Origin of the sequence: Halorussus rarus, assembly GCF_003369835.1 — an archaeon.
GTDB lineage: Archaea > Halobacteriota > Halobacteria > Halobacteriales > Haladaptataceae > Halorussus > Halorussus rarus.
Map to the genome: position 1 here is coordinate 645,694 of NZ_QPMJ01000001.1, position 13,234 is coordinate 658,927.

Here is a 13,234-nt window from a genome sequence, read left to right on the forward strand (position 1 = left end):
CGATAAAACAGGAATAAACACCGGAACATTAAATATGCGGTGTTCTGACGGGACGAACAGCAACCGACGATGGGACGAACCACCTTGTCTCGACCGATTTCGGGCCGGACGCGGACGCTGGCCGTCTTCTTCGCCAGCCTCGTCTGCCTCACCGCTCCGGTGGTGGGGGCGGTCGCTCTCGGCCCTACGGCCCACGGTCCGGAACGCGGGGCGCCGCCGCCCGCGGACGCGGACCTCTCCTCCGCTTCGTTCTCACCGGCGAACGAGACGACCCGTACGAACGGGTCGTCCGGAACCACGTCTGCGACATCTACGCCAACTGGGACGTCAGAAACCACGACTACTGCAACCACCGAACCCACGACTACTGCGACGTCGCCAACGACGACTACCCAACGAACCACCGCCACGACCGGCGGGAGCGGTGACGCACCCGCTACCACGACGCCGGAGACCACGACCACCGTCCGAGAGCCCGAGGCCGAAAACACGACCACCGTCGAGGGAACGTCGACCGGGAACGCTACGGCGGACGACGGGACGGTCGACGTGACCGAGGAGACGACCAACGCGTCTAATGAGACGGCGTGGATCCGCGGGACGCTCCGGTCAACGACGGGCCGGCCGCTCGCCGACGACACTGTGTACGTCGAGGACGCCGACGGGAACCGGACGCGCGCGCTGACGAACGAGAGCGGCGCGTTCGCGCTCCGCGCGTCGCCGAACCGGACCTATACGCTCGTCTACCGGCAGCGCGCTCCGAACCACTCGTCGGGGACCGGCGGGAACGTCACCGCCGCGGGTCCGGACGGCGTCCCCGACGTTCACGTCGTCGCGCCCGACCTGAACAGTTCGACCGGCGTCGACCTGGGGAACGAATCGCTCCCGGACGCGCACGCCGTCGAGGTCAGCGTCCGGAACGGGAGTTCGCCGGTTTCGAACGGGAGCGTCAGCCTTCGGCTCTCCGGCGACGAGGAGGGCTCGGCGGCCGCTATCACCGTCGACGGGACGACGACCGCCGACGGACTCGCCGCGTTCGAAGCGTACGGGACCGCTCTCGAAGTCGCGGACTCGACCGTAGTCGAAGCGTCGGGCGACCGACCTCGGACGACCGTCGAGCGGCGGACCGTCACCGGAAACGCGACGCTCGAACTCCTCGTCGACGACGAACCGCCGACCGTGCGGACGGCGGTTCTCGAATCGCCCGTCAACGTCGGGCAGAACACCACGATCACGGCGGCGAACAGCACCGACGACACCGCCATCAGGCTCTACCGCTGGGACACCCCGTACAACCACTTCACGACGCCCAGTCCGACCTTCACGACGCCGTACCTGACGACGACCGGCGTCTACAACGTGAGCGTCACCGTCGTGGACGGCGCGGGCCGGAACGATACGACGGAAGTCCGGATTCCCGTGGTCGACGAGATTCCGCCCGAGGCGGCGATCAATCTCACCGACGGGAGCCCCATGGTCGGCGAGACGGTCGCGCTGAACGCGAGCGGCGCGTCGGACAACGGCCGGATCGCGGAGTACCGCTGGGACACCGACGGCGACGAGGCGTACGAGGCGGTGACCGCGTCGCCGACCTTCCGGACCGCGTACGAGTCAATCGGCGACCGGCGGGTCGCGGTGGAGGTCGTCGACGGGGCGAACAACACCGCGACCGCGACCCGGAACGTGACGGTCCATCCCAACGCGACCATCCGCGCGAGCGCCACGACGGTCGGCGTCGGCGAGCGGGTCCGGTTCGACGTCGCGCGCCGGGCGCCGAACGTCACCTACGAGTGGCGGTACAACGACACGCGTAGCCCCGGCGCGACCGAGGCGAACTTCACGACGAGGACGGTCGCGGACGTCAGCCACAACACGACGTACGAGGTGATCCTGCGGGCGACCAGCGGCGGGCTCACCGCCACCTCGAACGAGACCGTCCGGGTCGTCAACTACCCGCCGAACGTCAGCGTCGACGTCCCGGAGATTGCGACGGCCGGGTCGACGGTCACCCTGGACGCGAGCGGGACGACCGACAGGGACGCCGACGGGCCGTTGACGTACAACTGGACCCGGACGAACGGGACCAACGTCTCGCTCGCGAACGCCGACGGCGCGACCGCGTCGTTCACCGCGCCGGAGGTGCTGTTCCCGACGACGGTGAACGGCAGCGTCGCTGTCACCGACGAGCACGGCCGGACCGCCGAGCGGAACGTCTCGGTCCCCGTCCGACCCGCCCCGGACTTCGAGTACAAGCCGTACGCCTACCCGAACGAGACGGTCCCGTTCGCGCTGTCGAACGTCGCCGACGGACGCGACGCCGTCACCGAGTACCGGTGGCGGTTCGGCGACGGGGGAACGAGCGCGAACCGCTCGCCGAACCACAGCTATCCAGAGACCGGCACGTATCCGGTGACGCTCCGGCTCAACACGACGCGAGGCGAGCCCTCCCCGGTGTCCGCACCGGTGTCCGTGATACCGCGCCCCGAGATCTCGCTCCCGACACCCGAGCCCGTGGCCGCGAACGCCACGGTGACGCTGAACGCGTCCGTCCCCGAGGGCATCGTCGGCGAGACGTACACCTGGCACGTCGAGCCGGCGACGGAGACCGACGACTCCGCGCTCCGGAACGTCACCCGGACCAGGGTCACGGAGTCGCCGTCGCTGACGTTCGCCGCGCCGTCGAACGTCACCGAACCGCTCAAGCTAAACGTGACCGTCGAGGTGGTGGACATCAAGGCGAGCAGCGACGCGGCGAACGCGACGCTCGCGGTCGCGTCAGACTCCACCGGAGACGGCTCCGGGGAGGCGAACGGGACCGATGACGGCGGCAGTACCGGCGGTGCCGGCGGCAGCAGTGGTGCCGGTACCAGTGGTAGCACCGGAGTCAGTTCGAGCGGTAGCGGCGGGAGCAGTGGGGCCAGCCCCGGCGGCGCAAGCAGCACCGGCGGGGCCGGCACCGGCGGTGGCGGCAGCAGCGGTGGAAGTAGCAGTAGTAGCAGCAGTAGTGCCAGCAGCGGGGATGGCGGAAGTAGCGGTGGCGGAAGCCGTGGAAGTAGTAGCAGCGGTGGAAGTGCGAGTGGCAGCGCCGGCAGTGGCGGCAGTAGCGGAGGCTCGGACCCGTCGGCCGGTAACGGGCAGCGAGACGCCTCGGAGTCGGGGCCACCGCGTCCGGAGGTGCGGGTCCGACCCGGCGAGGCGGGAGCCGCGACGGTGACCGTCCGGAACGTGACCGGTGGGAGCGAGATGTCGATTTCGCTCCCCGACGAATCCGGACCGCAGTCGGCCGCCGCGTTCGAGGCGATAGACCTGGCCACGCCGCCGGAGTCTTCGGGCGCGGACGTCGGCGAGGCGTTCGAGCTCCGGACGCGACAGCGGGAGTCGCGCCCGTCGAACGTCGCGGCGCCGCCCGTGGAAACCGCGTTCTCGTATCTCACCGTCCACAAGGACGGCATCGACAACGCGGCCATCGAGACGGCGACGTTCACCTTCCGCGTCGGGACCGCGGTCCTCGACGACCGCGGCGTCGACCCGAGCGCGGTGACGCTGTACCGGAACCACGGCGGCGAGTGGTCGGCGCTGTCGACGTCGGTCGTTCGGAACGCCTCGGACGCCGTCGTGTTCCGCGCGGTGTCCCCGGGGTTCTCGACGTTCGCCATCGGCGTCCCGCACCCGGAAGGGAACCGGAACTCGTCCGCAGGTGACGGCTCGACCGCGGCCGACGCCGACGGGACGGACGCGACGACCGAGCGGGCTGCCGCACGACCCGACTCGGCGGACTCCCGGAGCGAGCAGGCCGACGCCGCCCGACAGCCGGCGTCCGCCGACGCGTCCGGCGTCGGACTCAGCACGGTGTACGTCGTCGCGCTGCTCGTCACGGTCGTCTGCGCGGTGCTGTGGGGGTATCTCCTCCAGAAGCGCGACTGAGTATCGCCGGTCGTCGGCTCCCTCGGCGCGGGACGAAACCCGCGTCGAGGCGGGCGACGACCCGTTTCAGACCGAAAGCGACTGAAGCGGGCTCAGGCGCCGGTCACGACCCGCATCAGCACGCCGCCGCATCGCGGGCAGTCCTCGTCCCACCGCTCGCTCTCGACGCCGCAGTGGGCGCACTCGTAGACGCTCGTCGCGGCAGGACCGTCGAGCGAGGCCGTCAGGCGCCCTCGAAGGTCATCCATCGACGAGGACTCCCGGACGGGTCGGAGCTCCCAGCGACACCGAGACGGTCCAGCCGTCTCGTTCGACCAGCGCGAACTCGTCGTACACCCGGACGAAGAAGGCGGTGTCACACTCCGGGCACGGCGCCTCCGGTCGGCCGGCGGTCAGCCGTGCCTCGCAGTTCGGACACCGGACGCGGAACCCACTCGCGTCCCCCGGGTCGGTGCTGTCGTTCGATTCCTCGGTTGCGTTCTCGCGTGCCATGGTTCACTGTGGCGACATCGGATGCCCGTATCGCGCACTGTCGAGTCCTCTATAGTATTAGGAGTAAAACCTTATCGGCGAAAATTGACATGTTTTCCAGATACAGCTATTCTGGCGCGCATTCGTTCCGGAATACTGGGTCATCCGACGGCTACTTTTTGGAACCGTAATCACCGGTCCGTCGAGCCGAACGAGGGCCTTCGTCGACAGATAAGAGACGGTAATCCGCGACTTGTGACCGCACGACCGCCAGACCGGGACAGCTTCAGCTTCTTTCGCCCACCCGGAGCGAGCCGTCAGCCCTCCCACTCCTCGAACGACCGGTAGATGCCCTTCGACAGGTAGCGCTCGCTGGAGTCGGGGAAGATCGTCGCGACCGCGTCGTGTGGCGCGTCGATCTCGCCGTCGCGGATCCGCTCAGCGACGTGGCTGGCCGCCGCGCTGGCCGCGCCCGCGCTCGACGCGACCAGGTGGCCCTCCTCGCGCGCGAGTCGCTTCAGTTCGTCGTGGGCCCGGCGGTCGGGGACCTGGAGCACCTCGTCGACCAGCTCCGGGTCGAACAGTTCGTTCGTCGTGAGGTCGTGGGTGCCGATGCCCTCTATCTTGTAGGCGCCCTCCTCGACGTCCTCGCCCTTGGTCTCGGCGTACACCGACCCTTCGGGCTCGACCGCGACGATGTGGGTGTCGGAATCGCGTTCGAGCGCGTACTTCGCGATTCCCATCAGCGTCCCTGCCGTACCGCAGCCCGCGACCACCGCGCCGACCTCGCGGTCGAGCGCCTCGAAGATTTCGGGGCCGGTGGTCTCGTAGTGGGCTTCGACGTTGAGGGGGTTCGAGAACTGCTGGGGTACCACGGCGCCCTCGATCTCCTCGGCGAGCTCGTGGGCCCGCTCGATGGCCCCGCCCATCCCCTCGTCGGTCGGGGTGTTGATGACCTCCGCGCCCAGCGCGTCCATCAGCTGCTGCTTCTCGACGCTGAACCGCTCGGGGACGACGAAGACGGCGTCGACGTCGAGCTGGCCGGCGGCGACGGCGAACCCGATGCCGGTGTTGCCGGCGGTCGGCTCGATGACGGTCCCGCCGGGTTCGAGGTCGCCCCGGTCGAGCATCTCCTGGATCATGTACTCGCCGATGCGGTCCTTGACGCTCGCGCCGGGGTTGAACGACTCCAGCTTGGCGTACACCGGCACCTCGTCGGGTGCCGCGTGCACGCGGACGAGCGGCGTCTCGCCCACCGCGTCGAGCACGGAATCGAGCGGCGTCCGGTGGTCGGTCATCGGGTAGGCAAAAGTTGGGAGGGCGGTTAACCTTTTTTGTGTGGTTTTCGGGACCGCGGCGAAACTCCTCCTCGTCGCGGTCTCGCTCGGACGCGGCTCCGGCGTTCTGAAGAAACGACGACCCTACGCCTCGGCCTCGGCGTCCTCGGTCTCCGCGGAGTCACCGCCGGCGTCGAGGGGGTCGGCCTCGACGTCGTCGACGTCGATGTCCCGGTCCTCGGCGATGGCCTCGAGGAGCGCGCGCTGTTCGGCGTTCTCCCGCTCCAGTCGCTCGACGCGTTCGCTGGTCGCGTCGAGCTTCTCGCGCATCTCGGTGACCTGGTCGCGGAGTTCGTTGAGCTTGCTGTACAGCTTCTCGGCGGTGTCGGCGAGCTTCTGGACCTTCTTGGCCGTGCTTCCGAGTCCCATGCCAACGAGTTGGGTCGCCCGATACGTGACTTTTCCGACTCGACCGCCGGGCTTAATGAGGCCTCCGGAGAACGCCCGCGTATGTCCCAGGAGCGCCTCTCGCAGGAGCAGTTGCCCGACACCCCCGCGCCGGCGGTCGGCGTCGTCGCCGCGCTCGCGGTCATCGCGGCCGTCGTCGCGCCGTATTTCCTCATCGACGCGACCGAGGCCGCGGTCTACTACAGCGCCCCGACGCCCCTCCCGGTCCACCTCGTGGTCGGCCTGCTCGCCATGGTCGCGGTCGTGGTGTTCGCCGCCGGCCGGAACGGCCGGACCGACCCGCCGACAGCGGCGGGCGCGGCGGTCGTCCTCGGCGGGTTCATGGCGCTGGTGGTGCTGTGGTGGGCGGTCGCCGCCGGCAGCCTGGTCGGCAGCCTCACCGACAACGCGGCGTTCGACTACCACCGCTGGGTGCTGCTCGCGACCGCGGTCGCGGTCGCCGCGAGCGCGGGCTGGTACGCCAGCGACGTGCTGTAGTCGTCGCGGTGGAGGCTCGCTGTCCGAGCGGTTCGGTACGCCGGGAGTAGCGACCGATTACTCGGTCCCAGCCCCCGCGTGACGTCCTGTCAGCCGATGCATAACAAAGCCCAGTCCTCGTGTAACTCGGTCCGTGTCCGAGAACGACGCCGTCGAGACCGGCGGGCTGGGCAACGGCCCGGCCGGCGACGACGCGACCGGGGAGGGCGGGCTGGGCGACCTCGCGGAGTCGGAGGCGGCCCGCGAGCGCTGGATGCTCCGGGACGACGAGTTCTTACTGGAGGAGGACCGCGAGTACGTCCTCCGCGACGACGGCCGGTCGTGGTGGGGCTACGTTTCGCCGGTCCTCTTCGGCGGGGTACTCGCGCTCATGGTCGGCGACGTGATAACCACGGGCGTCGGCATGGCGATGGGCCTCGAGGAGGCCAACCCGGTCGCGAGCGCGGTCATCGCCGAGGCGGGGCTCGGCGGTCTCGTCCTGCTGAAGGCGATGGCGGCCGTGGTGCTCCTGCTGCTGCCGGGCGTGACCGGCGACGCCCGGCGGACGTTCCGCGCGGGGAGCGCGGCCTACCTCCTGGTCGGTCTGGTGGTCGTGGTCGCCAACGCGTGGGCCATCATGGCCGCCGCGTGACCGCGCCGGTTTCCGACGGCTGATCGCCGCCGTCCGGGCCCTGCCGTCGCGCGATTAGCGAAAGGCCCTTAAGCCCCCGGCCGCTTAGTAGAAGATGGACTAGGTCGGGCAGTTAGGCCCTGCTCACTACCCGCACTACGGTCTTCAGCGGGGACCGAACCCCGGAGGCGTCCGGTCAGACCGTGCCGGGCCCCGGAAGCCGACTTCGAAGCCTCGTCCTACGGGGATAGCGGTCTCCGGCGGGCACTCGCAGGAGTGCTGCGGTCGGAGTTAGCCGGTGGTAATCCGTCAGGCGCGGAAGCGAGCAGCGGACCACTGGACAGCTATCGCTCGCAGGGTTGCGGGGTGGAGGACGCGACCGGGATTCCCCGGCACGGAACGCCGGGCAATTCCGGGTCGTCCGCACTCATACTTCGTCATTCACGCTTTCGACAGCGATCGCGCCGTCGACCCCACCACGCTGCGATGGAACGCGGCGGAGCGCGGGCTACTCGACCTGTGCCCGCACTGCGGTCGCGTTCGGCGTCTCCTCGGCCAGCGCCGACGCGATGTACCCCCAGTCGTCGAAGTCGTCGGGGGAGTTGGTCCCGTCGGAGTAGTCGTAGTTGCAGTCGCAGCCGCCGAGTCGGTGGTAGTTCATCACGCTCGGATACCGCCGGGGCTGGACCGCGTAGGAGTCGATGCCGCGGTGTCGGCCGGGGTGGAGCCCGAGGTTGTGGCCGAGTTCGTGCATCAGCGTCTTGACGACCCGGACTCGGCTCGGCCGGTCCTCGACGATCATCCCGTCGACGCCTGTCGAAGTGATGCCGACCCGGTTGCCGCCGCCGCGGTCGGGCACCTCCTTGACGATGAGCGCGTGGAAGTAGCCGCGGCCCCGGGTGTCGAACGCAGACCGGTAGTACCCGTTCGAGTACTCCGCGAGCGACGTGTTCGCCGCGGGCGCGACCGGCTCGTCGGCGACGCCGACGTGGAGGTCGATACCGCGAGACCCGTCCGGGTTCTCGACGGGCGCGTTCGCGAACGCGCGCTCGACCTTCTTCAGCTTCTCCGTCGGCGCGGTGGTGCCCCGCATGTAGTCGAGTTCCAGGAACACGTCCTTGCGCAGAGGGTCGGCGGCCGCCAGCGGCGCCCCGGCCCGGACCTCGACGCCGTCGCCCAGCCCGTCACCGTCGGTGTCGCGGTCGGTCGGGTCGGTGCCGTGGTCGTGGACCTCGGGGCCGTCGTCGAGGCCGTCGGCATCGGTGTCGGCGACCGTCGGGTCGGCTCCGCGGTCGAGTTCCGCGCCGTCCGCGAGCCCGTCCCCGTCGGTGTCCGGATCCGTCGGGTCCGTCGGCTGGTCGTTCACTTCGGCGCTATCAGACAGGCCGTCCCCGTCCGTGTCGCTCTCGGTCGGGTCGGTCCCGTACTCGACGACCTCCGCGCGGTCGGCCAGCCCGTCGGCGTCGGTATCGGGGTTCGCGGGATCTGTGCCGTAGTCGTGGACTTCGGGTCCGTCGTCGAGACCGTCGCCGTCGGTGTCGACGCTAGTCGGGTCCGACCCCGCATCGATCTCGCTCCCGTCGTCGAGGCCGTCGCCGTCCGTGTCGGCGACTGTCGGATCGGTCCCGCGGTCGAGCTCCGCGCCGTCGGCCAGACCGTCGCCGTCGGTGTCGGACCTGAGCGGGTCGGTCGGGCCCAGCAGTTCGTCGACCGTCGAGACGCCGTCGCCGTCGTCGAGACCCGCCAGCGCGCCGGTGCTCAGCGTCGCCACTACCAGCAGCGCGACGACCGCCGCCGCAGCCGACCTCATCGCGGCGGACCACCGCGGGTCGGCGGGGCGGGCGCTTCGCTGCCGGGGGCGTCGCTACTAACCGTTGCTCGTGGAGGGGGAATCTCCGACCGCTCGCGTGCCATGCAGGTAGCAGCATCTCGAATCCGCCTTTTATAAGTTGGCTTTCGTCGTTGACCGAAGGGCGGCGTCGGCGGTGAAGATTCGTGACTGCGCGGCGACGCGGGCGATCCGGCCGTCGCGCCTGGACGAGAACGAAAGCGGGCTCAGTCGTCGGCTGTCGCGGAGACCGCCTCGACGTTCGCGAGTTCGAGGCCGCCGCCCAGGGTCCGGTTCGGGTAGGGGATGTCGATGCCCTCCTCGTCGAACCGCTCCTTGACGCTGGTCACGTACTCGCCCTTGGTCTTCACGTAGTCGCTCCGGGAGGGGTCGGCGATCCAGATGCGCGACTGGAGGCCGACCGACGAGTCGCCCAGTTCGGTGAGCCGCACCGAGGGCGCCGGGTCGTCCAGGATGTCGGGGTGGGTCTCGGCCTCCTCGACGATGATCTCGGTCGCGCGGTCGATGTCGTCGTCGTAGCCGATGCCGAACAGGAACTTCAGCCGGAGCCGGTCGGCCTCGACGGGGTTCTTGATGACGCCGTCGGTCAGCGAGGAGTTGGGCACGGTCAGCAGTTCGTTGTCGAAGGTCCGGACGCGGGTCACCCGCAGTCCGATGTCCTCGACGATGCCGGCGTAGGTGTCGTTGTCCCACTCGATCCAGTCGCCGATCTTGAACGGCTTGTCGGTGTAGATGAACACGCCCGCGACGAAGTTCTTGATGACGTCCTGGGTCGCCAGCCCGATGGCGAGCGTGGCCGCGGCCGCGATGGTGGCCAGCGAGGTCAGGAAGTTGCCGTAGTCGGCGAACCCGAACGCAACCGAGACGGCGACGAACACGACCCCGAACCTCACGATCCGGACCAGCGGCTTCTTGGCGTGGGTGTCGACGTTCCGCCGGTCGAGGAACCGGCCGGCCAGCGGAATCACCGTCGCCCGCCCGATCAGATAGACCGCGAGGAAAGCCACCACGAAGTACAGCGCCTGGGTGACGGCCAGCGCGTACGCCGTCGGCAGGAAGCTGTCGATTATCGGAAGTGGTTCGACCATACTGCCAAAGAGTCCTGGCGGAAGGAAAAACTACTGTCTCGGGCAGAACAGCGGGACTCAGGCGTCTCCCGGAAGGTCAGTGCAGCACCGCGGTGTTCCCGCGCGTCTCGACCAGGTCGGCGTCGACCCGGTCGGCGAGTTCGTCGGCGAGCTCGTCGGTGGTGGTGCCCCCGCGGGCCGCCCGGAGGAACTTCACCTTCACGAGGTCGCGGTCGGCCAACTGGTCGGCGAGTTCGTCGGTCACGGAGTCGATGCCGGACTTCCCGACCCAGACGGTCACGTCGAGGTCGTGGGCCCGCTTCCGAAGGTCTTCGTCGGTCATACGTCCGACTGGGGAGCGGACGGGCTTAAAACGCTTGCACCCAGTCGGCGGACGGACGCTCGCGCACGGTCGGGCTGCTGGAGGTGCGGTCGTCGGGCGCGCGGTCGGTGGGCTTTATCCCGCCGATGGCCCAACCGTCGCGCGATGGACGTCACGAGCATCGTCAACGACTACCTGTTCGGATGGGTCCTGCTGTCGGTCGCGCTCGGGGTCGCGTTTCCGAGCCTGGCCGCGATCGCGGGATTCTCGACGCCCATCCTCGCGATTATGGTCGGCAGCGTCTCGCTGACCCTCTCGGCCTCGGCGTTCGCGTCGGTCGACCGGTCGGCGCTCGGCCGCGTGCTCCTCGGCCACGCCGCCATGCCGGCGGTCGCGTTCGGCATCGCGCGCGTCCTCGGCCTGTCGCCCCCGCTGGCCGCCGGATTCGTCCTCCTCGGCGCGGTCACGCCCGAACTCGTGACGCCGACGATGACCGCGCTCGCCGACGGCGACGCCGCGCTCGCCTCGACAGCCCTCGTCGTCATCGGGGTCGGGAGCACCGTCTTCACGCCGCTCGCGGTCGGACTACTGCTCGGCTCCGGGGTCCGCGTCGACGGCTGGCAGATCGCCCAGAGCCTCGCGGTCGCGGTGGTCGCGCCGATGGCGGTCGCGGTCGGCGCGCGGACCCGATGGGAAGCGCGCGTCGGCCGGTACGACGACTACTACCCGACCGTCTCCGCGCTCATGGTGATCCTCATCATCGGCGGCGTCACCGCGGCCAACGCGTCGCTGATCCGGAGCGAGACCGACCTGCTGGTCGTCGTCGGCGCGGGCGCGCTCGGACTCAACCTCGCGGGCTACGCGCTCGGCTGGGTCGGCACGCGGTCGGCGGACGGTCCGGCGCGGGTCGCCGGCGCGCTCTCGGTCGGGATGCGGGACTTCGCGGTCGCTGCCGCGCTGGTGACCGCGGCCGGCTTCCCGGCGAGCGCGTCGCTGCCGGCGGTGGTGTTCGGCGTCGTCGAGATGGCGTCGAGCGCGCTCCTCGCCAGGCGGTTCGCAGCATAGCCCGAAGTGCCGACACTCCCGCGAGAACAGAACTCAGTCCGTGCGAACGCGGGTTACTCGTACGGATACCGCGACTGCGCGCCGCAGTCGCAGGTGAGGACCACGTGGCCGTCCTGCGTCCTGACGCGGGCGTTCTTTCCGGGACGGAGGTAGCTGTCGCAGGCGTCGCAGGAAAAGCGCTTGAGCCGCTTCGGGAGCGCGACGCGGTTGCGCTCGGCGAGGCGACGGGCGAGCCGGACGTACTCGCGGGCGCGGTCGTCGTGGCACTCCGCGGCGGCGTCGCGGGCGAGCGTAGCGAGGCGCTCGATGCGCTCTTCGGCTATCGTCATGCAATATGGGAATGGGGGGTGGGGGTTTCCGGGGCGAGACAGGACAAGGATAGAAGGTTCCTGTGTTGCCCCAAGGGGAGCATTCTCCGAGTGGGTAAAATAGTTTTTGGTTTCTCCCCGGCGGAACCGACTCCGGAACGGGACGTGACGATCTGCCACCGCCGGCGCGAACCGCGGTCCGTGACCGCTGGACCGCGTTCCGGTAGCGTTTTGTCCCGCGCCCGTTTTCCGTCCGACAGTGAGCGCACGTAGCGACCCCGGAATCGGCAGTTTCGGGGGCGGATTCCACCGATGAAGGTGAGCCACTACTTCGAGTGGGAGGAGTACATCACCGGCGGGCACGCCCAGTCGGTCGACAATCAGCGCAAGATACTGGACCGTCGGGGCATCGAGTACACCACCGAGCCGACCCTCGACGCCGACCTGCTCCACCTCAACAACATGGGCCCGAAGTCGGTCTACTACGCCCGGCGGGCCCGCAGGACCGACGTGCCGGTGCTGGTCCACGCCCACCAGACCGCGGAGGACTTCCGGGAGAGCTTCGCGCTTTCGAACGCGCTCGCGCGCCCGATGAAGCCCTACTTGAAGTACGCCTACTCGCTCGCCGACCACCTGGTCTGCCCCTCCGAGCACAACCGTCGGGTCGTCGAGGACTACGCCGACGCGCCCAAGACCGTCATCAGCAACGGGTTCGACCCCGACAAGGTGGCGGGGTTCGACGACGAGGGCCTCCGCGAGGAGTACCTCGACCGCTACGACCTCGACCCGCCGGTCGTGTTCAACGTCGGCCACGTCATCAAGCGCAAGGGGCTCGAAGCGTTCGTCGAGACCGCCCGCGCGATGCCCGACCTCGACTTCGTCTGGTTCGGCTACCTCAACCCCGCGGGCGGGGAGCTAGACCGGTTCCTCAAGAGCCGCGACACGAAGCGACTCGTCGAGAGCGCGCCCGACAACTGCCAGTTCACGGGCTACGTCGAGGACATCGAGGGTGCGTTCGCGGCCGGCGACGCGTTCTTCTGGCCCTCGAAGAACGAGAACGAGGGCATCGCGCTGCTGGAGGCCATGTCCTGCGGCAAGCCCCTGGTCATCCGGGACATCCCGACCTACGACTGGCTCGACCACGGGACCCACTGCCTGAAGGCCGGCGACGCGGTCGGGGACTTCGCCGACGAGCTCGACCGGCTCCGGGACCCGGACCTGCGCGAGCGCCTCGGCGCGGCCGCCGCCGCGAAGAGTTCGGAGTTCGAACTGAACGCTGTCGGCGACGACCTCGTCTCGCTGTACCGCGATCTGGCGTAGCAGCCCGTCTCTCCTCGGATCGAGAGCTGATTTCAACTGCGAGCGAACTTCAAAAGGTCTTAAGTACCGGTTCCCA

General features: G+C 69.4%; 13 protein-coding genes and 1 other RNA gene. 6 read left to right on the forward strand and 8 right to left on the reverse strand.

What is annotated here, in order from left to right; all coding sequences use genetic code 11:
* Positions 1 to 69: 69 nt before the first annotated feature.
* A complete protein-coding gene (locus tag DVR07_RS03325) occupies positions 70 to 3,924 on the forward strand; it encodes a PKD domain-containing protein (protein ID WP_162829414.1) in 3,855 nt (1,284 codons plus the stop codon).
* Positions 3,925 to 4,016: 92 nt separating this feature from the next.
* On the opposite strand, the gene DVR07_RS21960 is transcribed toward DVR07_RS03325, so the two are convergent.
* The 4 genes from DVR07_RS21960 to DVR07_RS03340 all read right to left on the reverse strand — a co-directional run bounded on the left by DVR07_RS21960 (position 4,017) and on the right by DVR07_RS03340 (position 6,101).
* Positions 4,017 to 4,172 (reverse strand): hypothetical protein, encoded by a 156-nt coding sequence (locus DVR07_RS21960; protein ID WP_165881724.1) that lies wholly within the window; start codon positions 4,170 to 4,172, stop codon positions 4,017 to 4,019.
* A complete protein-coding gene (locus tag DVR07_RS03330) occupies positions 4,165 to 4,416 on the reverse strand; it encodes a hypothetical protein (RefSeq protein ID WP_115795354.1) in 252 nt (83 codons plus the stop codon). Before DVR07_RS03330 ends, DVR07_RS21960 begins: the two co-directional genes overlap by 8 nt.
* Before the next feature lie 296 nt (positions 4,417 to 4,712).
* Positions 4,713 to 5,693 (reverse strand): PLP-dependent cysteine synthase family protein, encoded by a 981-nt coding sequence (locus DVR07_RS03335; protein ID WP_115795355.1) that lies wholly within the window; start codon positions 5,691 to 5,693, stop codon positions 4,713 to 4,715.
* 123 nt (positions 5,694 to 5,816) lie between these two features.
* Positions 5,817 to 6,101, reverse strand: a complete 285-nt coding sequence (locus tag DVR07_RS03340; RefSeq protein ID WP_115795356.1) for a DUF5798 family protein — start codon at positions 6,099 to 6,101, stop codon at positions 5,817 to 5,819.
* An 81-nt stretch (positions 6,102 to 6,182) separates the two neighbouring features.
* On the opposite strand from DVR07_RS03340, the gene DVR07_RS03345 reads away from it, so the two are divergent.
* The 3 genes from DVR07_RS03345 (at position 6,183) to ffs (ending at position 7,655) form a co-directional block, all read left to right on the forward strand.
* Positions 6,183 to 6,617 (forward strand): DUF7548 family protein, encoded by a 435-nt coding sequence (locus DVR07_RS03345; protein WP_115795357.1) that lies wholly within the window; start codon positions 6,183 to 6,185, stop codon positions 6,615 to 6,617.
* A 133-nt stretch (positions 6,618 to 6,750) separates the two neighbouring features.
* Entirely contained in the window at positions 6,751 to 7,248 is a 498-nt protein-coding gene (locus tag DVR07_RS22290) for a DUF5658 family protein (protein WP_240318844.1), read from the forward strand.
* Between the two features lie 92 nt (positions 7,249 to 7,340).
* Positions 7,341 to 7,655, forward strand: an RNA gene (ffs, locus tag DVR07_RS03355) — signal recognition particle sRNA.
* 80 nt (positions 7,656 to 7,735) lie between these two features.
* On the opposite strand, the gene DVR07_RS03360 is transcribed toward ffs, so the two are convergent.
* The 3 genes from DVR07_RS03360 to DVR07_RS03370 all read right to left on the reverse strand — a co-directional run bounded on the left by DVR07_RS03360 (position 7,736) and on the right by DVR07_RS03370 (position 10,486).
* Complete coding sequence (locus tag DVR07_RS03360; RefSeq protein ID WP_115795358.1) at positions 7,736 to 9,037, reverse strand: hypothetical protein; 1,302 nt, start codon at positions 9,035 to 9,037, stop codon at positions 7,736 to 7,738.
* Between the two features lie 245 nt (positions 9,038 to 9,282).
* Positions 9,283 to 10,164, reverse strand: a complete 882-nt coding sequence (locus tag DVR07_RS03365; protein ID WP_115795359.1) for a mechanosensitive ion channel family protein — start codon at positions 10,162 to 10,164, stop codon at positions 9,283 to 9,285.
* A gap of 76 nt (positions 10,165 to 10,240) precedes the next feature.
* Positions 10,241 to 10,486, reverse strand: coding sequence for a YhbY family RNA-binding protein (locus DVR07_RS03370; RefSeq protein WP_115795360.1), 246 nt, complete (start codon positions 10,484 to 10,486; stop codon positions 10,241 to 10,243).
* Positions 10,487 to 10,630: 144 nt separating this feature from the next.
* Here DVR07_RS03370 and DVR07_RS03375 point away from each other — a divergent pair, with 144 nt between their 5' ends.
* Complete coding sequence (locus tag DVR07_RS03375; RefSeq protein ID WP_115795361.1) at positions 10,631 to 11,530, forward strand: bile acid:sodium symporter family protein; 900 nt, start codon at positions 10,631 to 10,633, stop codon at positions 11,528 to 11,530.
* A gap of 53 nt (positions 11,531 to 11,583) precedes the next feature.
* Here the strand turns inward: DVR07_RS03375 and DVR07_RS03380 are convergent, their stop codons facing one another.
* Positions 11,584 to 11,859, reverse strand: a complete 276-nt coding sequence (locus DVR07_RS03380; protein WP_115795362.1) for a ribonuclease P protein component 4 — start codon at positions 11,857 to 11,859, stop codon at positions 11,584 to 11,586.
* Positions 11,860 to 12,150: 291 nt separating this feature from the next.
* On the opposite strand from DVR07_RS03380, the gene DVR07_RS03385 reads away from it, so the two are divergent.
* On the forward strand, positions 12,151 to 13,158 hold the full coding sequence (locus DVR07_RS03385; RefSeq protein WP_115795363.1) for a glycosyltransferase family 4 protein: 1,008 nt from the start codon (positions 12,151 to 12,153) through the stop codon (positions 13,156 to 13,158).
* Positions 13,159 to 13,234 lie beyond the last annotated feature (76 nt).